The 21356-nt window shown below is 59.0% G+C and carries 21 protein-coding genes; 17 read left to right on the top strand and 4 right to left on the bottom strand.

Going from position 1 to position 21356, the window contains the following annotated elements; translation table 11 throughout:
- Positions 1-72 precede the first annotated feature (72 nt).
- From bchL to ACTG36_RS00945, 16 genes are all read left to right on the top strand, one after another.
- Positions 73-969: a ferredoxin:protochlorophyllide reductase (ATP-dependent) iron-sulfur ATP-binding protein gene (gene bchL / locus ACTG36_RS01020; RefSeq protein WP_375279481.1), complete on the top strand. Its 897-nt coding sequence runs from the start codon at positions 73-75 to the stop codon at positions 967-969.
- Positions 969-1655 carry a magnesium protoporphyrin IX methyltransferase gene (bchM, locus tag ACTG36_RS01015; RefSeq protein WP_375279480.1) on the top strand — a complete coding sequence of 229 codons (687 nt, stop codon included), beginning with the start codon at positions 969-971 and terminating at the stop codon, positions 1653-1655. Before bchL ends, bchM begins: the two co-directional genes overlap by 1 nt.
- Complete coding sequence (locus tag ACTG36_RS01010; protein WP_375279479.1) at positions 1652-3085, top strand: MFS transporter; 1434 nt, start codon at positions 1652-1654, stop codon at positions 3083-3085. The genes bchM and ACTG36_RS01010 overlap by 4 nt, the downstream gene beginning before the upstream one ends.
- A gap of 17 nt (positions 3086-3102) precedes the next feature.
- The gene (gene puhA / locus ACTG36_RS01005; protein WP_375279478.1) at positions 3103-3885 is read left to right on the top strand and encodes a photosynthetic reaction center subunit H; all 783 of its coding nucleotides are present in this window, start codon (positions 3103-3105) and stop codon (positions 3883-3885) included.
- A 21-nt stretch (positions 3886-3906) separates the two neighbouring features.
- The gene (gene puhB, locus ACTG36_RS01000) at positions 3907-4536 is read left to right on the top strand and encodes a photosynthetic complex putative assembly protein PuhB (protein ID WP_375279477.1); all 630 of its coding nucleotides are present in this window, start codon (positions 3907-3909) and stop codon (positions 4534-4536) included.
- Between the two features lie 6 nt (positions 4537-4542).
- Positions 4543-4998 (top strand): photosynthetic complex assembly protein PuhC, encoded by a 456-nt coding sequence (gene puhC / locus ACTG36_RS00995; protein WP_375279476.1) that lies wholly within the window; start codon positions 4543-4545, stop codon positions 4996-4998.
- Positions 4999-5022: 24 nt separating this feature from the next.
- Entirely contained in the window at positions 5023-5319 is a 297-nt protein-coding gene (locus tag ACTG36_RS00990; protein ID WP_375279475.1) for a hypothetical protein, read from the top strand.
- Positions 5316-6449 (top strand): magnesium-protoporphyrin IX monomethyl ester (oxidative) cyclase, encoded by a 1134-nt coding sequence (gene acsF, locus ACTG36_RS00985; protein WP_375279474.1) that lies wholly within the window; start codon positions 5316-5318, stop codon positions 6447-6449. Before ACTG36_RS00990 ends, acsF begins: the two co-directional genes overlap by 4 nt.
- Positions 6449-7252 carry a putative photosynthetic complex assembly protein PuhE gene (gene puhE, locus ACTG36_RS00980; RefSeq protein WP_375279473.1) on the top strand — a complete coding sequence of 268 codons (804 nt, stop codon included), beginning with the start codon at positions 6449-6451 and terminating at the stop codon, positions 7250-7252. The genes acsF and puhE overlap by 1 nt, the downstream gene beginning before the upstream one ends.
- Positions 7242-8456: a 5-aminolevulinate synthase gene (gene hemA / locus ACTG36_RS00975; protein ID WP_375279472.1), complete on the top strand. Its 1215-nt coding sequence runs from the start codon at positions 7242-7244 to the stop codon at positions 8454-8456. Before puhE ends, hemA begins: the two co-directional genes overlap by 11 nt.
- Before the next feature lie 114 nt (positions 8457-8570).
- Positions 8571-9041 (top strand): c-type cytochrome, encoded by a 471-nt coding sequence (locus tag ACTG36_RS00970; protein ID WP_375279471.1) that lies wholly within the window; start codon positions 8571-8573, stop codon positions 9039-9041.
- A gap of 141 nt (positions 9042-9182) precedes the next feature.
- Positions 9183-9803, top strand: coding sequence for a CDP-alcohol phosphatidyltransferase family protein (locus ACTG36_RS00965; protein WP_375279470.1), 621 nt, complete (start codon positions 9183-9185; stop codon positions 9801-9803).
- Positions 9800-10999, top strand: coding sequence for an ABC transporter substrate-binding protein (locus ACTG36_RS00960; RefSeq protein WP_375279469.1), 1200 nt, complete (start codon positions 9800-9802; stop codon positions 10997-10999). The genes ACTG36_RS00965 and ACTG36_RS00960 overlap by 4 nt, the downstream gene beginning before the upstream one ends.
- Positions 11000-11044: 45 nt before the next feature.
- Positions 11045-12685 carry an ABC transporter permease gene (locus ACTG36_RS00955; protein ID WP_375279681.1) on the top strand — a complete coding sequence of 547 codons (1641 nt, stop codon included), beginning with the start codon at positions 11045-11047 and terminating at the stop codon, positions 12683-12685.
- A complete protein-coding gene (locus ACTG36_RS00950; RefSeq protein ID WP_375279468.1) occupies positions 12678-13325 on the top strand; it encodes an ATP-binding cassette domain-containing protein in 648 nt (215 codons plus the stop codon). The genes ACTG36_RS00955 and ACTG36_RS00950 overlap by 8 nt, the downstream gene beginning before the upstream one ends.
- A gap of 78 nt (positions 13326-13403) precedes the next feature.
- Positions 13404-15395 carry a hydantoinase/oxoprolinase N-terminal domain-containing protein gene (locus ACTG36_RS00945; RefSeq protein WP_439141220.1) on the top strand — a complete coding sequence of 664 codons (1992 nt, stop codon included), beginning with the start codon at positions 13404-13406 and terminating at the stop codon, positions 15393-15395.
- Position 15396: 1 nt separating this feature from the next.
- Here ACTG36_RS00945 and msrA read toward each other — a convergent pair whose 3' ends face one another.
- The 4 genes from msrA to ACTG36_RS00925 form a co-directional block, all read right to left on the bottom strand.
- On the bottom strand, positions 15397-15903 hold the full coding sequence (gene msrA / locus ACTG36_RS00940) for a peptide-methionine (S)-S-oxide reductase MsrA (protein WP_375279466.1): 507 nt from the start codon (positions 15901-15903) through the stop codon (positions 15397-15399).
- Positions 15904-16350: a peptide-methionine (R)-S-oxide reductase MsrB gene (gene msrB, locus ACTG36_RS00935; protein ID WP_375279465.1), complete on the bottom strand. Its 447-nt coding sequence runs from the start codon at positions 16348-16350 to the stop codon at positions 15904-15906.
- Between the two features lie 88 nt (positions 16351-16438).
- On the bottom strand, positions 16439-17956 hold the full coding sequence (locus ACTG36_RS00930; RefSeq protein ID WP_375279464.1) for a trimethylamine methyltransferase family protein: 1518 nt from the start codon (positions 17954-17956) through the stop codon (positions 16439-16441).
- Positions 17953-20349 carry a GcvT family protein gene (locus ACTG36_RS00925; protein ID WP_375279463.1) on the bottom strand — a complete coding sequence of 799 codons (2397 nt, stop codon included), beginning with the start codon at positions 20347-20349 and terminating at the stop codon, positions 17953-17955. The genes ACTG36_RS00930 and ACTG36_RS00925 overlap by 4 nt, the downstream gene beginning before the upstream one ends.
- Positions 20350-20567: 218 nt before the next feature.
- Between ACTG36_RS00925 and ACTG36_RS00920 the strand changes: the two genes are divergently transcribed.
- On the top strand, positions 20568-21356 hold the full coding sequence (locus tag ACTG36_RS00920) for a hypothetical protein (protein WP_375279462.1): 789 nt from the start codon (positions 20568-20570) through the stop codon (positions 21354-21356).

Here is a 21356-nt window from a genome sequence, read left to right as displayed (position 1 = left end):
GGCGGCCTCCGGTGGAGGTATTTTTGAACCAAAGAAGCGGGGCGTTGGGCCCGGCTGTGAAGGGAGGGCGCTATGAGCCCCAGAGACGAGATACCGAACCTGCGTGGTGAGGATGGCGAAGGGTCTGTGCAGGTGCATCAGGATGCATCCTTGCAGATTGAAGGCGCGAAGGTGTTTGCGATCTATGGCAAGGGTGGGATCGGCAAATCGACCACGTCCAGCAACATGTCAGCGGCCTTTGCCAAGATGGGCAAACGGGTGCTGCAAATCGGCTGTGACCCCAAGCATGACAGCACGTTCACGTTGACGGGGCAGTTGCAGCCCACCGTGATCGACATTTTGAAAGAGGTGGATTTCCACCCTGAGGAATTGCGGCCCGAGGATTTCGTGACCGAAGGCTATGGCGGTGTGAAATGCGTGGAGGCCGGTGGCCCGCCTGCGGGCACAGGCTGTGGTGGCTATGTTGTTGGGCAGACGGTGAAACTGCTGAAACAGCACCATCTGCTTGAAGACACCGACGTGGTGATTTTCGACGTGTTGGGTGATGTGGTCTGTGGTGGCTTCGCCGCCCCATTGCAGCACGCCGACAAGGCGTTGATCGTCACGGCCAATGATTTCGACAGCATCTACGCAATGAACCGCATCATTGCCGCCGTGCAGGCCAAATCGAAGAACTACAAAGTGCGGCTGGCGGGATGTGTCGCGAACCGCTCCAAGGACACCGATGAGGTGGATCGCTATTGCCGCACGGTGGGGTTCAATCGACTGGCGCACATGCCTGACGTCGATGCCATCCGCCGCAGTCGTCTGAAGAAAAAGACCCTGTTTGAGATGCCTTTGGATGATGAGATTGCGGCCTGCCAGGCGGGTTACATCAAGATGGCCGAGGCGCTGTACAACAGCACCGAGGTGACAACGCCGGCTCCGTTAGAAGACCGTGACATCTTTGAGCTGCTTGGGTTTGATTGATGAGCTATGACGCCACACGCGACAGGGTCGAACATTATTTCGACCGCACGGCGACCCAAACATGGGAGCGTCTGACGTCTGACGCGCCCGTGTCCGGTATCCGTGCAACCGTTCGTGCGGGGCGTGACAAGATGCGGGCGATCATGTTGGCGCAGCTTCCAGATGATTTGACCGGCTGTCGTGTTCTGGATGCCGGATGCGGCACGGGGGCCAAGGCTGTCGCTTTGGCCGAACGCGGGGCTGATGTGGTCGCGGTGGATATCGCGCCAGAGATCATCAAGATTGCCGAGGCGCGGTGTCCAAATCACCTGCGGCGACGGATCACATTCAAGGCGGGTGATATGATGGACCCGGCACACGGGACCTTCGATTACGCTGTCGCCATGGACTCGATGATCTACTACGACAACGATACTTTGGTGGGCCTGCTGAAGGCCAACGAAGGTCGCATTCGGGGTAAATTTGTCTTCACTCTTGCGCCGCGCACGCCGCTTTTAATGGCGATGTTCCGTGTGGGTAAATTGTTTCCGCGCTCCGACCGATCGCCGGTTATGATTCCGCATAACACCGTGACATTAAGCAACGGGTTACGGATTGCAGGCGTGCACGGACGTTTGGCTGAGGTCGAGCGTGTGACCTCAGGTTTCTATATTTCGCAGTGTTTGCGGTTCGGAGGTCGCCCATGATTTTCCGCGCTTCTGACCTTCAGAAAGTGACCCTGCGTATGTTGCCTTTTGCGGATGCCGCAAGTGTTGGTCTGCCTTTAGGGCAGCTGTTGCGGTTGGCTTTGTTTCAGGTCTCTGTCGGTATGGCAGGAGTCTTGTTGCTGGGCACATTGAACCGCGTGATGATTGTTGAACTGGGCGTTCCTGCCTTGATCGTAGCCGTGATGATCGCCATCCCCGTACTGGCCGCACCGTTCAGGGCCCTGTTAGGGTTCAAGTCGGACACGTATCGCAGCGCGATTGGTTGGAAACGCATTCCCTATCTGTGGTTCGGGACCTTATGGCAATTTGGCGGCTTGGCCATCATGCCGATGGCGCTGCTGGTCCTGTCGGGCAACACCGCCGTGGATATTCCCGAAGGCGCGCGGCAGTTTGCCGCCGGTTTGGCGTTTTTGCTGACCGGTGTGGGGATGCATATGACCCAGACGGCTGGTCTGGCGCTGGCCGCAGACCGTGCGGATGATGATACGCGGCCCCGAGTGGTGGCGCTGCTTTATGTGATGTTCCTGCTGGGCATGTTGGTGTCTGCCATTATCATCGGCACCCTGCTGCGTGATTTTAGTGAATTGAAGCTGGTGCAGGTCGTGCAAGGGGCGGCTGTCGTGACGATCGCGCTGAACCTGATCGCGCTGTGGAAGCAGGAAAAGGTCAAGCCGATGTCGCGCGAGGAACGCGCGGCACCCAAGCCGACCTTTGCCGATGCCTGGGCAGACTTCACGTCAGGCGGGACGGCGGGGCGTTTGCTGGCGGTCGTCTTCCTTGGCACGATGGCTTTCAACATGCAGGATGTATTGCTGGAACCCTACGGTGGGGAAATCCTCGGGTTGACGGTATCCTCCACAACGCTTCTGACGGCCGCTTGGGCCATCGGGGCGCTTGCCGGTTTTGCCGCTGCAGCGCGGTGGTTGGCGAAAGCGACGGACCCCTACAAGATCGCCGGACGTGGCATTCTTGTGGGCTTGATCGCGTTCAGTTCTGTGATTTTTGCGGCCCCGCTGGAAAGCGGCGCTTTGTTCTTTGCCGGTGCATTTGCCATCGGCCTTGGTGGGGGCCTGTTTTCGGTCGCCACATTGACCGCTGCTATGACCATGCCCGCAGGCGGGCTGGCGGGGCGCGGTTTGGCGCTTGGTGCGTGGGGGGCCGCTCAGGCCACTTCGGCCGGGCTGTCTACGGTGATCGGGGGCGGCCTGCGGGACGTTGTCGGTGGCCTTGCTGCTCAGGGAACCTTTGGAGAGGCGCTCGCCACGCCATCCACGGGCTATTCTGTCGTGTATCACACGGAGATTGGCCTGCTGTTTATCACTCTCATCGTGTTGGGGCCGCTTGTGCGGGTCCGGGCGATGACCGGAACCGCGAAGACCAAATTCGGTCTGGCGGATTTCCCAACCTAAGACGGAGGACATAATCCATGGTTGGCGTAGAATTCTTTGGAAATTTTGATCTGGCGAGTGCAGCGATCTGGCTGTTCTACATCTTCTTTGCGGGGCTGATCTATTACCTGCAAACCGAAAACATGCGCGAAGGTTATCCGCTTGAGGATGACGACGGTGCCGTGGCCCCAAACCAGGGTCCGTTCCCTGTGCCAAAGCCCAAGACCTTTGATCTGCCTCATGGTCGCGGGTCTGTGACGGTTCCAAGCGCTGAAAACGAAGCAGCACATCGTCGCGAAAACCTGGCCCTAGCGCGTACGTCCAAGGCGGCTGGTTCACCTTACGTGCCAACCGGTGATCCGATGGTTGATGGCGTCGGCCCCGCCGCTTGGGCACCGCGCCGCGATGTGCCTGAACTGGACGGCCACGGCCATGTGAAAATCCGCCCCATGGCGAGCCTGCCGGAGTTTGCCCATTCCGCCGGTCGTGACCCGCGCGGCAAGCCGGTTGTGTCTGGGGACGGCGAAGTCGTGGGCCGGGTGACGGACATGTGGGTCGACGTGCCCGAACAGCTGGTTCGTTTCCTACAGATGGACCTGAACCCTGAAGGGTCCGGCCAAATGCGCCTGATCCCAATCAACCTCTGCCGGATCGGCACCGACCGTGTCACGGTCAAATCGCTTTATGCCCATAATTTCCCGGGCATCCCTGCAACCAAATCTGCGGATGAAGTCACACTTCTCGAGGAAGAAAAGGTCATGGCGTATTACGCCGGTGGCACTTTGTACGCCTCGGAAAAGCGGCTTGAGCCGCAGCTGTAAGAAGTAAGAAAGGACGGACCAATGTCCCACGATGATTTTAAATTCGAACCTGTACGGGGGTTGCCAGAGGCATTGCCCGAAGGGGAACACATCCTGTGGCAGGGCAGCCCTTCGGTGCTGCGTTTGGCGCGCGATGCGATGAAATTGTATTGGGTCATCGGGTATTTCGTCCTTTTGACCGTCTGGCGCGTGGGTGTGTCCTCGACCTTCGTGTCGATGGATCTGGCATTGGCGCATGGCGTCCCGTTCGTCGTGATCGGGACGCTGTGTTGCCTGCTGATTTTGGGGCTGGCAACGATGCAGGCGCGGTCGGCGGTCTATACGCTGACGAACAAGCGCGTGGCCATGAGGATTGGTGCGGCACTGACGATGACGTTGAACCTGCCCTATACGCAGATCGGCAATGCTGCACTGGACCTCAAGAAAACCGGCCACGGGACGTTGGCGTTTGAACTGATTGGCGACACACGGTTCAGCCATATTATGAGTTGGCCGCACGTGCGTCCTTGGTACGTGTCCAAAACGCAACCTGCGTTCCGGTCCATCCCCGACGCCCAAAACGTGGCGCAGATTTTCGCGGAGGCCGCTGAGGCGCGTGTCTCTCAGCCTCAAGTACACCGCATGGAATCCCATGCCGTCGCGGCGGAGTAATCGGTCATGTCTCTTTCAGAACAGATGAAGCACCGCGACAAAGACATGGTCCCTCGTTTTCTGGTGGTCGCCATGTTCAGCCTGATGGCGGCGTCTTTGGCGCTTGTCGCTTATGCGCAGTGGTTTGATGTGCCCAACACAGGCGTCATAGACCGTGCGCCGGTGGCGCGGCAAATGTCGCTTCAATTTGAAACCTCCCGTGAGGGGGTATCGACCGTTTATGACAAAGACGGCGTGCAGATCGCCCATTCCGCCGATGACCTGATGGGGTTTGTGGGCGTTATGGGCATCGTGATCAAACGCGAACGTCTGGTGGCGGACACGCCCAACACCGCGCCGGTCACGTTGATCGAACGCACCAATGGCACCTACGCGATTGAGGATCCAGAGACCGGCTGGTCTGTGGAACTGGTCGGCTACGGCGCTGACAACGTGGCAGCCTTCGCCAGTCTGCTGAACTGAAACGAAGATAAAGGAGGGAACCCCATGGGCCTTTTGACACGAACCAAAGAAGAGGTGCCCTGCGTGGTCACCATTTCGCACCGCTTTGAGGAACTTAGCGCGCATGTGAAATTCACGGACGGATCGGTCGTTGGGCCGGGGGATACTGTGAAAGTCCACGGGGCTGAGATCATGGCGCCATTCGGCGAGATGGTCGAAGAAGAACGTATGGCGACAATCACACGGGCCAGCGGGCTGGAACGCATGTGGACGCGGGCCACTGGTGATTTTGAATTCATGGAGCTGTGCGAATTCAGCTTCTCCGAGGAGGTGACGGTATGAACATTCAAAACACCCCCAAACACTCCGCCGATGCCACCACCGTGGAAGAAGGCCTCGCCATTCAGGAAGAACAGGCGAAGTTTGACGATGATTTTGCCACGGAAACGGCGATGTCGAACACGCTGCTGACGCCGCGGTTCTACACCACCGATTTTGATGAGTTGGACGCGATTGACGTGACACCTGTCCGCAAGGACTGGGATGCGCTGATCGCCCAGATGGAAAGCGACCCCAACAAGGGTCATTTCAAGAAGAACGAAGATTGGGACCACGTTGATTGGGACGCGATGGAGCCCAAGCTGAAGGCGGAGTTCATTGATTTCCTGATCTCAAGCTGCACCGCCGAGTTTTCGGGCTGTGTGCTGTATAAGGAAATGAAACGCCGTGGGTCCAACAAGGACATCACCCAGCTGTTCCAATTGATGGCACGGGATGAGGCACGTCATGCGGGCTTTATCAACGACGCCCTGCGGGAGGCCGGTTTGCGCGTGAACCTTGGGTTCCTGACGCAGTCAAAGAAGTACACCTACTTCCGTCCGAAGTTCATCTACTACGCCACCTATCTGAGCGAAAAGATCGGCTACGCGCGCTACATCACGATCTTCCGTCATCTGGAGGCGCACCCTGAACATCGCTTCCACCCTATTTTCAAGTGGTTTGAGGAATGGTGCAACGATGAGTTCAGCCATGGCGAAGCCTTCGCCCTGCTGATGAAGACCGACCCCAAGTTGACCGAAAGCTTCACCAACAAGCTGTGGATCAAGTTCTTCCTGACGGCAGTCTATTCCACCATGTATGTGCGCGACCATCAGCGGCCCGCGTTCCACAAAGCGTTGGGCGTCGATCCTGATTGGTATGCCCATGAGGTTTTCACCAAGACCTCCGTGCTGACCGGCCAAATCTTCCCGCTTATGCTGGATATCGAACACCCCCGGTGGCAGCGCAATCTGGAACGGATGCAAAAGGCCAATGTGCAGATTGCGGAAGCCAAGAAACGCGGTGGCGTGTCCGGGTTCTTTGGCAACGTTGCAGGCTCCGCCAAAGCGGCGCTGGCGTTTGTATCCCTCTATACGATCCCCGCGATCAAACATCAGGTGCCCGAAAGCACCGTGTTGCGGCCCGCCTACTGATGGGGGTCTGGGGCGCATCTCTCATCGCGCTCTTTACCTGGTGGTCCGCCACCGGGGCGATTTTGTATGTCATCCGTCGGGCGGACCGGACGGGTGGCAACGCCTACAATGTAGCGGTGTTCATGTCCGTGCCGGTGTTAGCGCTGGGCGTGGCCGGTGTGGTTGTGTCTGCGCCCGATACGGGATTGACGGGGCTTTATGCTGGTTTCTTCGGGGCGCTGGGCATTTGGGCGTGGATCGAACTGTCGTTCCTGTCCGGTGTGATCACAGGGCCCGAGCGGGCCCGTTGCCCCAAAGGGGTGGTCGGCGCGCCAAGGTTCTGGCGCGCATGGGATGCATTGGCCCATCATGAAATCCTGCTGCTCGCGGGCATGGCGTTTGTCGTGTTGGCGACCAGCCAGGCCGAAAACCAGATCGCGCTGTGGACCTATGCGATCCTATTCTTTGCGCGCATCAGTGCCAAACTGAACCTCTTTTTCGGGGTGCCGCGCATCAATTTCGAATTTTTGCCTGTGCCCTTGCAACACCTGCGCAGCCATCTGCGCCAAGGGCCGATCACGGCGTTTTTCCCGCTGTCGGTGACGGTGCTGTCCTTTGCTGTCGCGTGTTTCGCGCAGCTTTTGATGACGGCGGACACAGTTATCGCGGCCACAGGCTTTGCCCTTTTGACATCCCTCAGCGCGCTGGCGTTGCTGGAACACTGGTTCATGGTGATCCCGCTGCCGGACGCAAAACTCTGGCGGTGGATGCTGCCGGAACACAAACGATTTACGACTGCCAAGGAAGAGACCAATGGACTTTGATGCCCTGTTTAACGACCAGCTGGACCAACTGAAAAACGACGGCAACTACCGCTACTTTGCCGAGTTGGAGCGCCAGTGCGGCAAATTCCCGAAGGCCGCCAACCACGCCGAAGCAGGCGTGCGCGATGTGACGGTGTGGTGTTCCAACGACTACCTTGGCATGGGCCAGAACCCCAAAGTGATCGACGCCATGGTTGAGGCCGTGCAGCGCACCGGCACCGGTGCTGGCGGCACGCGCAACATCTCTGGTACGAACCACGACCATTTGCTGTTGGAGGCCGAACTGGCTGATCTGCACGGCAAGGAGGCGGCGTTGCTGTTCACTTCCGGCTATGTGTCCAACTGGGCCGCACTTTCCACGCTTGGCAGCCGCTTGGAAAACTGCGTGATCCTGTCGGACGCAGGCAACCACGCCTCCATGATCGAAGGCATCCGCCATTCCAAGGCCAAAAAGGTCATCTGGAACCACAATGATGTGGCGGACCTTGAGGCGAAGCTGGCGGCATTGCCCGCCGACCACCCCAAGATTGTCGCGTTTGAATCTGTCTATTCCATGGATGGCGACATCGCCCCCATTGAGGCGATTTTGGATATCGCGGAAAAGTATGGTGCTATGACCTATATTGATGAGGTCCACGCCGTGGGTATGTACGGCGCACGTGGGGGCGGTGTTTCCGAAGAGTTGGGTTTGGCCCATCGGATCACCCTGATCGAAGGCACGCTTGGTAAAGCCTTTGGATGCGTCGGCGGCTATATCACCGGATCGGCCGCGCTGTGTGATTTCATCCGCAGTTTCGCAAGTGGGTTCATTTTCACAACTGCGCTGCCGCCCGCCGTTGCTGCTGCTGCCTGCGCGTCGATCAAACATCTCAAGGTCAGTCAGTTTGAACGGGCAGGGCAACGCCGCCAAGTGGCCAAACTGCGGGCGATGCTGGATGCCCAAGGCATCCCGCACATGGAAAACGACAGCCACATCGTGCCGGTGATGATCGGTGATCCGGTGAAAACCAAAATGCTCGCTGATTATCTGATGGATGAATGGAACATCTACGTTCAGCCGATCAACTATCCGACGGTCCCGAAAGGCACAGAACGGTTGCGGTTTACACCGTCCCCCTTGCACACGGATGCGGATATCGCCCATTTGGTGGCGGCGCTAACAACGCTTTGGAAACAATGCGCTATCGCGCATCAGGTGGCGTGATATCGTATATCAGTGACGGAATCTTTATTTCTTCTGGACGGCGCAACGTCGCACACTACCCTTGTATCCGATGCGGCAACCTGCCGCGCCAAACTTGACGTTAGGGAGACAACGATGACCAAGTTTATCTACGCAGCAGCTGCGGCGCTTTTGGCAGGCCCAGCATTCGCAGATGGCCATGCCGCAACGGGCGATGCCGCTGCCGGTGAAGAACAATTCAACCGCCAATGTGTGGCCTGTCACGTAGTGGCAGACGCAGACGGCAACGTCTTGGCGGGCCGCAATGCGCGCACAGGTCCAAACCTGTATGGCCTTGCTGGCCGCCAGTTGGGCGCCGTCGAAGACTTCCGTTACGGTGACAGCATCGTAGAGCTGGGCGAAATGGGGACAGTCTGGACCGAAGAAGCATTCGTTGGCTACGTTCAGGACCCAACAGGCTGGCTGCGCGAAACGCTCGACAACAACCGTGCGCGCGGCAAGATGGCCTACCGCGTTCGTGACGAAGGCGAAGCGATCAACATCTACGCCTATCTCGCCACATTTGGCGCTGAGGAAGAGGCTGAGGCAGAAGCCGAATCCAACTGATCCGGTAGATCACAGTAATAGAAAAGGGTCGTGCCTAGGCGCGGCCCTTTTTTATTGGGCTGACCCTGTCACATTCGTGTCAGCACGATTGCGCCACTGCGTCTGATGGGTCAAACAACCACAGACGAATTCGGAGGTCCCATGCTGGACGCTGCCGCCCGCAAATTGATTGACCCGCCGCTCAACGCGATTGGTCAGGGACTGGCCAACCGGGGCATGACCGCGGATGGGATGACCCTCGTGGGTCTTGGCCTTGGGCTGTTTGCAGCTTTGTTCATTGCATTGGGCTGGACCGGTCTGGCGCTGGTCTTGTTGTTGGCGTCCCGCATCGCCGACGGTCTGGACGGGGCGGTGGCGCGGGCCACGCGCAAGACGGACTTTGGCGGCTACCTCGATATCGCGTGCGACTTTCTGTTTTACGGCGCGATCCCTTTTGCCTTTGTCGTGATGGACCCAGCAACCAACGCGGTTGCCGGCGCGTACCTTCTGACAAGTTTTTATTTCAACGGGACCAGCTTTTTGGGCTTTGCGATTTTGGCGGAAAAACGCGGGATCGAAACCTCGGCCCAGGGGGTGAAATCATTGTATTATTCCAACGGGCTTTTGGAGGGGACTGAAACGATCGTGTTCTTTGTCCTGCTGTGCCTGTTTCCGGCATCCTTCGCGACGCTGGCTTGGATATTCGGGACGTTGTGCTTTGCGACAGCGACCCTTCGACTGATCGCCGCTCGGCGTGTATTTGCTATGAAGGAAGACCTATGAAGTATCTTGCATTGCTGGCGGCCCTTGCATCGCCTTCGGCTGTTCTGGCCAACCCTGATCCTGCCGATTGGGATGCCGTTCTGGCTGAGGCCGAAGGCCAGACCGTGTTCTGGAATGCCTGGGGCGGGTCTACCACCACCAACGACTTTATCGCTTGGGTGGGTGAACGCGTGGCCGAAGATCATGGTGTTATCCTTGAACACGTGAAGCTGACGGATACGGCGGATGCCGTCACCCGTGTGCTGTCCGAAAAGCAAGCCGGTGAAAACGATGACGGTGCCATCGACATGATCTGGATCAACGGTGCAAACTTCGCCGCTATGAAGGACGCTGATCTTCTGTTCGGCCCCTTTGCCGAACAGCTGCCCAACTGGGCCGTGGTGGATGTTGACGGCAAGACTGTCCAGACCGATTTCACGGTCCCAGTCGAAGGCTATGAGGCCCCTTGGGCCATGGCGCAGGTCGTTTTTGTTCACAACACTGAGACGATGCCCGACACCCTCGGCTCTATGGATGAACTGCTGGACTGGGCGCAGGCGAACCCCGGTCGCTTCAGCTACCCACAGCCGCCGGATTTCCTCGGCTCAACATTCCTCAAGCAGGTGCTGGTCGACATCATCGAGGACCCCGCCGTCCTGCAAGAGGCCGCGACGGATGAAACCTACGATGACGTCGTGGCCCCGCTCTGGTCCTACCTTGACGCGCTGACCCCGCATCTGTGGCGGTCCGGTCAGGCCTATCCCGCGACAGGCACAGCCATGTTCCCGTTGATCAACGATGGCGAATTGGACTTGTCCATTTCCTTCAGCCCCGGTGCGGCCTCCACCGCGATTGCGAATTTTGAATTGCCAGAGACCGTGCGGACCTTCGTTTTGGACAAGGGCACCATCGGCAACGCGTCTTTCGTGGCGATCCCTTACAATTCAGGGTCCGCTGCGGGTGCGATGGTCGTGGCGAACTTCCTTATGTCCCCAGAAGCACAGGCCCGCGCACAAGACCCCAACATCTTGGGCTACGGCACGGTTTTGGACATTGCGAAACTGTCTGAGGACGAACGTGCCGCTTTTGACGCGCTGGAACTGGGCATCGCCACCTTGTCGCCTGCTGAATTGGGAACGGTTCAGGCCGAACCCCACCCTAGCTGGATGACCCGCGTCACTGACGACTGGGTCGAACGTTACGGCACTGGTCAGTAACGTTCCTACGTGCTGCGCTTTCTGCCTGCACTGACATTGCTTGCAATGCTGGGGCCCGTAATTGCGGGCCTCTATGGCACGGTTCTTCCAGCGTTCGGGCATTTGCCGGCCGCTGGTTTGACCGGCCCGACGCTTGACCCATTCCGCAGCCTCTTTGACTGGGGCGGTTTGGGTGCAGCAGTCCGGTTGTCGGTGACGACGGGCGTCTTTGCGACCGGGCTGTCGCTTCTGATCGTGTCGTTTATCGTCGCCGGTTGGTCTGGCACGCGGTCGTTCCGAGTGTTGGAGAGAATGCTGTCGCCGCTGTTGTCCGTGCCCCATGCAGCGGCGGCCTTCGGTCTGGCGTTCCTGATCGTCCCATCGGGCTGGTTGGCGCGCATGACTTCGCCGTGGTTGACAGGCTGGGAAAGACCGCCTGATTTGCTTATCGTGCAAGACCCCTTGGGATTGGCGATGGTGGCAGGTCTGGTCGTCAAAGAGGTCCCGTTTCTGCTGTTGATGATGATCGCCGCCATGGGACAAGCACAGCCCCGTCGGTCGCTTCTTGTGGCACAATCGCTGGGATATGGCCGCGTGACGGGTTGGCTCAAGACGGTGTTCCCCCGCGTCTACGCGCAGATCCGTTTGCCGGTCTACGTGGTCATCGGCTATTCCATGAGTGTGGTGGACGTCGCCGTCATCCTCGGCCCCAGCACGCCCCCAACCTTGTCTGTCCAGATCGTCAAATGGATGAGCGACCCGGATCTTTCCATGCGACTGACAGGTGCCGCCGCAGCCCTGTTGCAGTTTTGCTTGGTCGTCGGGGTTCTGGTCAGTTGGTGGATCGGAGAGCGACTTGTCGCGGCCCTTGGTCGACGTTGGATCGCGTCCGGTCGCAGGGGCCAGATAGATGCTCCGGGTCGTATGCTGAGTCTTGGTTTCGGGGCAATATCGGCCCTGTCTATCTTGTTGGGATTGGCCAGCCTTTTTGTTTGGTCCTTCGCCGCACGCTGGAGCTTTCCAAACGTTCTGCCAGACGGATTTACTTTGCGGCCATGGGACAGACACGGCCCGTCGGCCCTAGACACGATGGGTGAGACGTTCTTGATCGCGGGCGCTGCCGTGGGTCTTGCGCTTGTTTTGGTGCTGGGCTGTCTTGAAGCAGAACACCGCGGCGGCAGGCAGTTTGGGCAAAGGGGCCTTGTCCTGCTCTATCTGCCTTTGCTGGTCCCGCAGACGGCGTTCCTACCGGGGCTGCAAACGATGTTACTCAACGTCGGCGCGGATATGGGCCGGATGCCGGTGATCTTTGCGCATCTGGTATTTGTGTTGCCCTATGTTTTCCTGTCGCTCGGTGATCCGTGGCGGTCATGGGATGCCCGTAATGCGACGGTTGCACAGGCACTGGGGTCCAGCCCATGGCGGGTATTCTGGGCCGTGCGCTTACCCATGCTGACGCGCCCTGTACTGACCGCAGTCGCCGTGGGTGTTGCAGTTTCTGTCGGGCAGTATCTGGCGACCTTGCTGATCGGTGGGGGTCGTGTCTCGACCCTCACAACAGAGGCCGTGGCGTTGTCATCGGGGGGCGACCGCCGCGCGATTGGCGTGTATGGCCTGTTGCAGACACTGGCGGCCTTAGTGCCGTTCACTGTTGCCTTGATCGTTCCGACAATCTTGTGGCGCAACCGAAAGGGATTGCATGACTAAGGGTCTAACACTGCGCAAAGTGTGCATTTTGCGCGCGGGGTCGCCTTTGATCGAAGTGGATCATGCGATCCAGCCAGGTGAGGTTCTCACTGTGATGGGGCCGTCCGGCGTGGGAAAATCCACCCTTCTGGCGTTCATCACTGGCACCCTTGCGCCTGTGTTCAAAGGTATGGGCAGCGTTGAACTTGATGGTGAAGACATCACCCATTTTGCGCCGCACCGCCGGCAGATCGGTATCCTCTTTCAGGACGACCTGTTGTTCCCGCATATGTCCGTGGGTGCCAACCTTGCCTTTGGGATGCCCGCCGGCGGTAGACGTTCTGAACGGCGCGCCGTGATTGAAGCCGCGTTGGAAGACGTCGATCTGGCGGGCTATGCAGATCGCGATCCTGCAACGTTGTCCGGCGGACAAAAGGCGCGGGTCGCTTTGGTGCGGATGCTGTTGTCAAAGCCACGTGCGCTTTTGCTGGATGAGGCGTTTTCCCGTCTTGATGCGGAACTGCGCGCGCAGGTGCGGGATCTGGTCTTTCGAACGGCCCGCGACCGGGCCTTGCCCGTCTTGATGGTGACGCATGACGCAGACGATGCGGCTGCGGCGGGCGGTGCGCTGATCACCTTGGAAAGTCTGTCGAAGACCTAGCGCGACTGTGGCATGTCGTTTGTGGGCAAGACGTCAGGTAAGACCGGCCTAGCGTCAGGCAAAACGATGGGGGCAGTCATGGCCATTCTTTTAGGGATCGATACGGGTGGCACATATACGGATGCTGTTCTGCTGGACGATGGGGCCGACCGTGTCGTGGCCAATGCCAAATCGCTGACCACGCGCCCCGATCTGTCGCTTGGAATTGGCGGCGCCATTGATGCCGTCATTGCCGACAGCGGTCTTGCACCGGAGGCCGTAGCACTGGTATCGCTGTCCACCACCCTTGCCACCAATGCCTTGGTCGAAGGACAGGGTGGGCGCGTCGCGCTGATCTTTATTGGGTTTGAGGAAAGCGAACTTGCCCGCGCCGATCTGAAAGAGGCGTTGGGCGATGATCCGGTGGTCTTCGTAGCGGGTGGTCATGGCCATTCGGGGGCTGAGGTGTGCCCTCTAGATGAAGGCGCTCTTTTAGCTGGATTAGAGACGCTTTCGGGTGTGACTGGCGTTGCGATTGCCAGTCGGTTTGCCACGCGGAACCCTGACCACGAGGTCCGCGCCCGTGATGCTGTGCGCGCCCGTCTTGGCGTGCCTGTGACCTGTTCCCATGAATTGAGCCAAGCCTTGGGCGGGCCGAAACGGGCCCTCACAGCGGTGCTGAATGCAAGGTTAATCGGTTTGATCGACCGGCTGATCGCCGCGACCGAGGCGCATCTGACAGCCAGAGGAATCGCCGCGCGGCTGATGGTCGTGCGCGGTGATGGCGCGCTCATTTCGGCCGAGATTGCGCGGGAGCGCCCGATTGAAACGATCCTCAGCGGGCCCGCCGCAAGCATCGCGGGCGCGCAGTGGTTGACGGGTGAACAGGACGCGCTGGTCAGTGACATCGGCGGCACCACGACCGACATCTGCTTGCTGCGTGGTGGGCTGCCGAAGATTGATCCGCAGGGGGCCAAGGTTGGCCCGTATCGCACCATGGTTGAGGCGGTTGCGATGCGGACCTTCGGGCTGGGTGGTGACAGTGAAGTGCGTGTCCTCGACGGGTTGGAGGGCGGGCTTGTGCTTGGCCCCAAACGGGTGATGCCCGTATCCCTCTTGGCGCGGGATCATGGGGATTTGGTTCACGGCGCATTGGACAAGGCCGCCGCTTTGGAGACTCCAGCGGAAGAGGCCACACGCTTTGTGATTGGACAATGGGCCGACGTCCCGGACGCCCTTGATCCGCGCGAAGCTGCGGTCGTGGAACGGCTGGAGAACGGCCCCTTGCGGTGGGCTGATGCAGTGCAATCCCGCGTGGAAATACCTGCCCTCGCGCGTTTGGTTCAACGGGGGCTGGTGCTGATATGTGGCGTGACACCATCGGATGCCAGCCATGTTTTGGGCCGGTTGGACGATTGGGATAGGCAAGCGGCGGATAAGGCGCTCTCCTTGATGGCCAAGCGGCGTATCGGGAGCGGGGACCGCCTCGCATCTGACGGACAGACCCTCGCCTCCCAGATCATCGATCAACTCACAAAACAAACGTCCGAGGCCTTGTTAGAGACTGCTTTTGCAGAAGAGGGGTGGTCAGAACCTGCTTCAATGGCCCGCCATGCGTTAATGCGTGCGGGGCTGGCCGACCATAATGATGTCGTGCGGATCAGTGCCGGATTGGCAATGCCGGTCATTGGTCTTGGCGCATCGGCCCGCAGCTACTATGGCGCGGTGGGCGAACGGTTGGGGTGTGCAACCGCACTCCCCCAACACGGAGGTGTGGCCAACGCGATCGGCGCCGTGGTGGGGCAGGTTGTGATCCACGCAGAAGGCACCGTAACAAGCGGCGGTGAGGGCGCGTTTCGCGTCCACTTGCCTGAAGGACCCGCGCAGTTCGGCAGCAAAGACGCAGCCCTGTCCGCCTTGCGTGCGATGCTTACCGAACAGACGCAGGCAAAGGCCCTTGCCGCCGGGGTTGAGGATATCCGGATAAGCGAAAGCCTCGATCTGCGGGAAGCTCAGATCGAGGCTCAGGTCATGTTTATCGAGGCAACCATGCGGATCACTGCACGGGGCCGTCCACGGATCGCTGTTTGATCTATTCCGCAGCGTCCCGACGGGGCAGGACCCAATCGGGCCGCACGAAGTGGCAGGTATAGCCGTTGGGGATGCGTTCCAGATAGTCCTGATGCTCCGGCTCGGCTTCCCAAAAGTCGCCGACGGGTTCCAGCTCAGTCACCACTTTGCCAGGCCAAAGACCGGATGCGTCCACATCTTTGATCGTATCCTCGGCCACCGCCTTTTGATCCTCATCCACGTAGTAGATCGCGGACCGGTAGGACATGCCACGATCGTTGCCTTGCCTGTTCAGGGTGGTCGGGTCGTGGATCTGGAAAAAGAATTCCAATAGCCGTCGATAAGTCATCTGATCGGGATCAAAAATGATCTCGATCCCTTCCGCATGGGTGCCATGGTTGCGATAGGTCGCGTTGGGGACATCGCCGCCGGTATAACCCACTCGGGTCGACACAACGCCCGGCATCTTCCGGATCAAATCCTGCATGCCCCAAAAACACCCACCGGCGAGAACTGCACGTTCGGTCATTTAAATGTCCTCCACTTGGTTGATGTAGTCTCCATAGCCCTCGGCCTCCATGTCGTCACGGTGGATAAACCGGAGCGACGCGCCGTTAATGCAATAGCGCAGCCCACCACGGTCCTGCGGGCCGTCAGGAAAGACGTGGCCGAGGTGGCTGTCCCCATGGGTGGACCGCACTTCGGTGCGGATCATGCCAAGGGTTGTGTCCGTTAATTCGTTCATATTCGCCGGTTCAATCGGCTTGGTAAAACTGGGCCAACCGCAGCCGGATTCGTATTTGTCTGAGGAGGCGAACAAAGGCTCACCTGACACGATGTCCACGTAGATCCCAGGCTCCTTGTTGTCCAGATAAGGGCCCGTCCAAGGACGTTCTGTTCCACTTTCTTGCGTCACATGGAACTGCTCCGGCGTCAGGGTTGCGACGACATCGGGGTTCTTTTCGTACTTGGTCATAGCGTCTTCCTTCCGCTGCTTTACGGCAGAATATGGGGCAAAGTCCGCAAATTTCCAGTGTCGTTACAGCGGCTTCACCGATCCGCGATCAGCTTTCGGGAGGGGCGCCGCCGAGGGCCGTTTTTGCGGCAATATAGCTGTCCAAGGCTTGGATCGTATCAGGGTGGACAAACGGAGGTTCGAAATCGCGAAGGATGGTTTTCCATGTTTGCGTCGCCCGTGTGTTGGCATCCTGCGCACCGCGTTCCGTCCATGTGCCGATGTTCGACCAATCCATACCGACAGGGTCATAAAAAGCGGTTTGATAGCGGTCCATCGTGTGGGCCGCGCCAAAGAAATGCCCGCCCGGTTCGACTTCGGCCAGGGCGGTCAGAGCAATGGCATCATCGTCTGCGTCTGTCGCGGCGCATAGTTCGGCAAAGGTCTGGACCATATCCATATCGGTGATGAGCTTTTCGTAAGATACGGTCAGTCCGCCCTCTAACCAGCCAGCGGAATGGATGATCACCGTAGCCCCCGCCAGAAATGCACCCCAGCCAGAGATTTCGGTTTCATGGGCGGCCTGCGCGTCGTTAATATTGGCCGCCGACCCCGCCGCGCAGCGCCACGGCAGCCCCAACTTGCGCGCAAGTTGTCCGGCCCCAAGCGAGGCCTTGACCTGTTCGGGTGTCCCAAAGGCGGGCGCGCCAGTTTTCATGTCCACATTGCTGGTGAACGTGCCATAGGTCATCGGCGCGCCCGCCTTGGCGATTTGGCCCAAAGTGATCGCCGCCATGGCCTCCGCATGGCTGAGGGTCAGGGCACCGGCAACGGTCACGGGCGCCATGGCCCCCATCAACGTAAAGGGCGTGATGATCGACACCTGCCCTGCGCGGGCAAAATCGATAATGCCCTGCGCCATGGGAATATCCAATTGGCGCGGCGAATTGGTGTTGATGATCGTGTAGCAATAGGCGTTTTGGAAAAATTCAGTGTCTGTTACGCCCCGAAACGCCTTAAGCATCTCAAAGCTTTCGCGCACCTGAGGGGTCCCACGGGAGAAGACGAAAGGGATTTTATCTGACAGTGTAAGCTGCCCACGCATCATGGCGTAGTGACGCAAATGCATGGGCACATCCTGCGGTTCCACCAGCGGGGGCAGCATGTGCAGCGCGTCAAAATGATGGGTCAGTTTTGTAAGCTCGAGGTAGTCGTTCAAACTCCCCGCGCGTCGTCCCCGCTCCAGATCGGTGGCATGGGGCGCACCCGCGCCGGGCTGGAATATCAGGCTGCCCAATTCAAGCGTCACGTCTCGATCTGGCGCGCCGCCTTTGAGAAGGATCGACTTGGGGGCGAGGGCCACGCTGTCCTCCACAAGGGACGGCGGCAGATAGACCATTTCGCCCTCAACCCGTGCGCCTGCGGCCTCATACAACTGCCGCGCCTCAGGCAGCAGGACCTTAATGCCCAACCGATGCAGGACATCCAAAGCCGCCGCGTGAATGGCATCGATCCGATCATCAGGGAAGACCGCAAGGGGCGGGAACGGGTTGCGCAGGGTCTTGTAATTGACCTTACGCGCGACCTCAGCCGCGCCGCGTGCTTTGCGTCCCTGACGGCGGCTCATCCTCGCATCGCTTTGCCGTCCGGGTCGTAGGGCGACGGGGCAAGAACCTTGGCCTGGCGTTCGATGCCCACCACATGCACCGACAAATCCGTGCCTGGTTCCGCATAGGCGCGGTCTACCATGGCCATCGCGATGGATTGCCCAACAGTATATCCGTAAGCACCAGAGGTGGTGAAGCCGATCCGCGTGCCGTTTGACCAGACGGGTTCATACCCTGAACAATCCGCATCAGGGCTATCAAGACCCAAGGTCACTAGCACCTGATCTGGGCCTTTGTCCCGTTCTTTCATTGCCGCGTCGCGGCCAATGAAATCCGGTTTCTGCCAGTCGATCCAGCGGTCCATGCCTGTCATGGCGGCAGTGCGATCTTGGGTGAATTCGGCGGACCAGATACCGTAGGATTTCTCAATCCGGAGGGAAAGCAGCGCGTTAAATCCAACCTCGCGCAGGCCATGCCCTGCGCCAGCGTCCAATAGCATCCGCCGCAGGGCGATGTGTTCATTGGCGCGACAATGAATTTCATAACCATGTTCGCCCGTGACAGACAGGCGACCCACTTTGCAGCGCAAAAGCCCCAGATCGAAGGTGGCACATCCCATGAAGGGCAGGTCCAGTTCAGGCTGGATAGACTGCATGATGGCCTTCGCATTTGGCCCGGCGACGGAAAATCCACATACGTCGTCCGAGATATCGCGCAAGATCATGTTCGGACCTTCGTGATCCGCGAACCAGCGTTTGTGCCATTGACGCAGGTAGTAGCTGCCCATAATCCACCACGTCCCGTCGCCCCAGTTGAAGAGCGTCAGATCGCCCTTCAACTTGCCCTCAGGTGAGAGCATCACCGCCAGACGGGACCGGCCAGGTTTGGGAAGCTTGGTGGCAAAAATCGTCTCTAACCACGCCTCAGCGCCCGGTCCGTAGACTTCGAACCGGCTAAACCCGGTGATGTCCAAAAGGCCCGCGGCTTCACGGACGGCTTTGCATTCCGCCTCAACAAAGGGGGCCGCGTCTGAGCGGTTGAGGGACGGCGTTTCGACGAAATCCTGAGGCGCAAAGTAAAGCGGTGTTTCCAAGCCCCAGCTTTGGCCCCAACGACATCCAGCAGCGGTCATGGCGTCATGGGCGGGGGCCATGCGCAGGGGGCGGCCTGCGGGCAGTTGTTCGTTCGGATAGGTCATGACGAACCGGCGGGAATAGAACTGGCCGGTCGTCTGTTTGATGTACTCGCGGTTGGAATGCTGCGGGCCGTAGCGGGCGATGTCCATCGACCACGCATCCGTCTCTGTGTCACCGTGAATCATCCATTCCGCCAGCGTCTTGCCCACGCCACCGCCTTGCAAGAACCCTGCCATCACCCCGCACGCGAGCCAGTAATTCGGCACGCTTTCAACCGGTCCAACCAGCGGGTTGCCGTCGGGTGAAAAGGTGAAGGCCCCGTTGACCCAATCGCTGATGCCGACCTCGTTCAGCGCCGGGTAGCGATCAAACGCCATCATCAACTCATTTTCGATGCGATCGGTGTCTTCTTGGAGCAGTTCGATGCCGTAATTCCACGGCGCGCCGTCCATCATCCAGTGTTGGTGGTCGACCTCATAAATCCCGACCAAGATGCCCTTCTTGTCTTGGCGCATGTAGGTGAACCCCTCAAGATCCACGGTCATAGGCACTTCAAAGTCGATCTGTTCCAGTTCTGGGATCGTTTCGGTCAGGAAATAATGGTGCGAAAGGGGGGAGACCGGCAGGTCAAGACCGACCATCCGACCGCATTGTTTGGCCCACAACCCGCCAGCATTCACGACGTGTTCGGCTCGAATAGTGCCTTTTTCGGTGACGACTTGCCAGTGATCGCCCTTCCAATGAAGTTCCTCGACCTTATTGTGTTCAATAACATCAGCGCCGCGTTTCTTTGCGGCACGGGCATAGGCGTGGACCGTGCCCGTGGTGTCGACATAGCCTTCGCGGTCGGCCCAGAGCCCGCCGATGATCCCGTCGGTTGAGATGATCGGGCATTTCTCTTTGATCTCGTCCACACCCATCAGGTGACAGTCGTCGATGCCGATGGTCTGGAAGGTTCGGTATGCCCCCTGCAGCCACTCCCAGCGGTTTGGATCACAGGCCACCGTGATCCCGCCGGTCATGTGCAGGCCGATGTCGATGCCGGACTCGGCCTCAACCTCAGACAGCAAATCAATGGTGTAAGCCTGCAAGGCGGCCATGTTCGGGTCCGCGTTAAGCGCGTGAATGCCGCCTGCGGCGTGCCAGGATGATCCTGCGGTCAGAACATTGCGTTCGACCAGCGCCACATCAGTCCAGCCAAATTTGGCCAAGTGATACAAGACGGACGCACCGACAACGCCGCCCCCGATGACAACAACGCGATACTGGTCCTTCATGGCGTGGCCCTCCCTCTCTGGTCCGATCACGAGACCAGCGAAGACGGACCCTGTCTAGTGCCGTTTGCGACATGTTCTGTCGAAATATTGTGCCATTCTTTTGCCCCAAGGGCGCTGTTTTGATGTCACGTCGTGACGCTAATGATATCTGGCGTTTTGACTTACGCGCAGCGATCAGATTCTATCGCCAAAAACATAAGCAGTATTGGAGAGAGGCCATGCGCCTGTCGGTATCCTTTGAAAACACGCAAGACATGGCCGCAGGCCGTGGGCCGGTTCAGGTCGGATGGTTTTTGAACGAAAACAAAGGCAGCATTATTTACGATGCGCCCGAACGTGTCCGATCTGTTGAGGTGAACCGAGAACACGCCAAATCCGCTTCACGCTGCCCTGCTGTGGTCAATATGGAAAGCCGCTACTTCATGGTGAAATGTCCATTCGACATTCACATCGGGTTTGCGCGGGACAAAGACGGCAAAGGTGTTTTGCGCAATCTGGCAGGGACGCAGTCGGGCATTCGGGGCAGCAAACTGGGCGATAAGCTACACCTGACGAGCGAGGTTGAATGGCGCACCAAGGGTGTGCCCACGATCCAATTGTCGCTGCCTTATGTCTTCATCTCCGATGAGCCTGTCTACATGAGTCAGGTCAGCCCATTTATGCACTACAACCGTGATCCATGGCCCGGCACCATCTTTGGCGGACGGTTCCCGATCAACGTCTGGCCGCGCCCGTTGATGTGGGCGTTCGAATGGCATGAGCCCGAGAAGCCGATCAAGATCAAACGGGGCGACCCGCTGTTTTATGCCGCGTTTGAGACTGTTTCACCGGAACGCCCCGTGGTCGTCACCGAAACGGAGGTCACTCCGGAATTGACGGAGTATATGGACATGATTTCCGGTGCGGTGAACTACGTCAACCAGACGTTCAGCCTGTTTGAGGCAGCCGAAGAACGGCGTCCAGAGACCCTGTTAAAGCCCAAAGCGCGTAAGCGATCCAAGGACTAG

This window comes from Pseudooctadecabacter sp., from assembly GCF_965657175.1.
In the GTDB taxonomy this organism is placed as follows: Bacteria; Pseudomonadota; Alphaproteobacteria; order Rhodobacterales; family Rhodobacteraceae; genus Octadecabacter.
This window is presented reverse-complemented; position numbering and strand designations above follow the sequence as displayed.

Excerpts from the sequence above, each read along its gene's own strand:
- bchL (WP_375279481.1), top strand. The coding sequence starts at position 73 with ATGAGCCCCAGAGACGAGATACCGAACCTGCGTGGTGAGGATGGCGAA.
- bchM (WP_375279480.1), top strand. The coding sequence starts at position 969 with ATGAGCTATGACGCCACACGCGACAGGGTCGAACATTATTTCGACCGC.
- ACTG36_RS01010 (WP_375279479.1), top strand. The coding sequence starts at position 1,652 with ATGATTTTCCGCGCTTCTGACCTTCAGAAAGTGACCCTGCGTATGTTG.
- puhA (WP_375279478.1), top strand. The coding sequence starts at position 3,103 with ATGGTTGGCGTAGAATTCTTTGGAAATTTTGATCTGGCGAGTGCAGCG.
- puhB (WP_375279477.1), top strand. The coding sequence starts at position 3,907 with ATGTCCCACGATGATTTTAAATTCGAACCTGTACGGGGGTTGCCAGAG.
- puhC (WP_375279476.1), top strand. The coding sequence starts at position 4,543 with ATGTCTCTTTCAGAACAGATGAAGCACCGCGACAAAGACATGGTCCCT.
- ACTG36_RS00990 (WP_375279475.1), top strand. The coding sequence starts at position 5,023 with ATGGGCCTTTTGACACGAACCAAAGAAGAGGTGCCCTGCGTGGTCACC.
- acsF (WP_375279474.1), top strand. The coding sequence starts at position 5,316 with ATGAACATTCAAAACACCCCCAAACACTCCGCCGATGCCACCACCGTG.
- puhE (WP_375279473.1), top strand. The coding sequence starts at position 6,449 with ATGGGGGTCTGGGGCGCATCTCTCATCGCGCTCTTTACCTGGTGGTCC.
- hemA (WP_375279472.1), top strand. The coding sequence starts at position 7,242 with ATGGACTTTGATGCCCTGTTTAACGACCAGCTGGACCAACTGAAAAAC.
- ACTG36_RS00970 (WP_375279471.1), top strand. The coding sequence starts at position 8,571 with ATGACCAAGTTTATCTACGCAGCAGCTGCGGCGCTTTTGGCAGGCCCA.
- ACTG36_RS00965 (WP_375279470.1), top strand. The coding sequence starts at position 9,183 with ATGCTGGACGCTGCCGCCCGCAAATTGATTGACCCGCCGCTCAACGCG.
- ACTG36_RS00960 (WP_375279469.1), top strand. The coding sequence starts at position 9,800 with ATGAAGTATCTTGCATTGCTGGCGGCCCTTGCATCGCCTTCGGCTGTT.
- ACTG36_RS00955 (WP_375279681.1), top strand. The coding sequence starts at position 11,045 with ATGCTGGGGCCCGTAATTGCGGGCCTCTATGGCACGGTTCTTCCAGCG.
- ACTG36_RS00950 (WP_375279468.1), top strand. The coding sequence starts at position 12,678 with ATGACTAAGGGTCTAACACTGCGCAAAGTGTGCATTTTGCGCGCGGGG.
- ACTG36_RS00945 (WP_439141220.1), top strand. The coding sequence starts at position 13,404 with ATGGCCATTCTTTTAGGGATCGATACGGGTGGCACATATACGGATGCT.
- msrA (WP_375279466.1), bottom strand. The coding sequence starts at position 15,903 with ATGACCGAACGTGCAGTTCTCGCCGGTGGGTGTTTTTGGGGCATGCAG.
- msrB (WP_375279465.1), bottom strand. The coding sequence starts at position 16,350 with ATGACCAAGTACGAAAAGAACCCCGATGTCGTCGCAACCCTGACGCCG.
- ACTG36_RS00930 (WP_375279464.1), bottom strand. The coding sequence starts at position 17,956 with ATGAGCCGCCGTCAGGGACGCAAAGCACGCGGCGCGGCTGAGGTCGCG.
- ACTG36_RS00925 (WP_375279463.1), bottom strand. The coding sequence starts at position 20,349 with ATGAAGGACCAGTATCGCGTTGTTGTCATCGGGGGCGGCGTTGTCGGT.
- ACTG36_RS00920 (WP_375279462.1), top strand. The coding sequence starts at position 20,568 with ATGCGCCTGTCGGTATCCTTTGAAAACACGCAAGACATGGCCGCAGGC.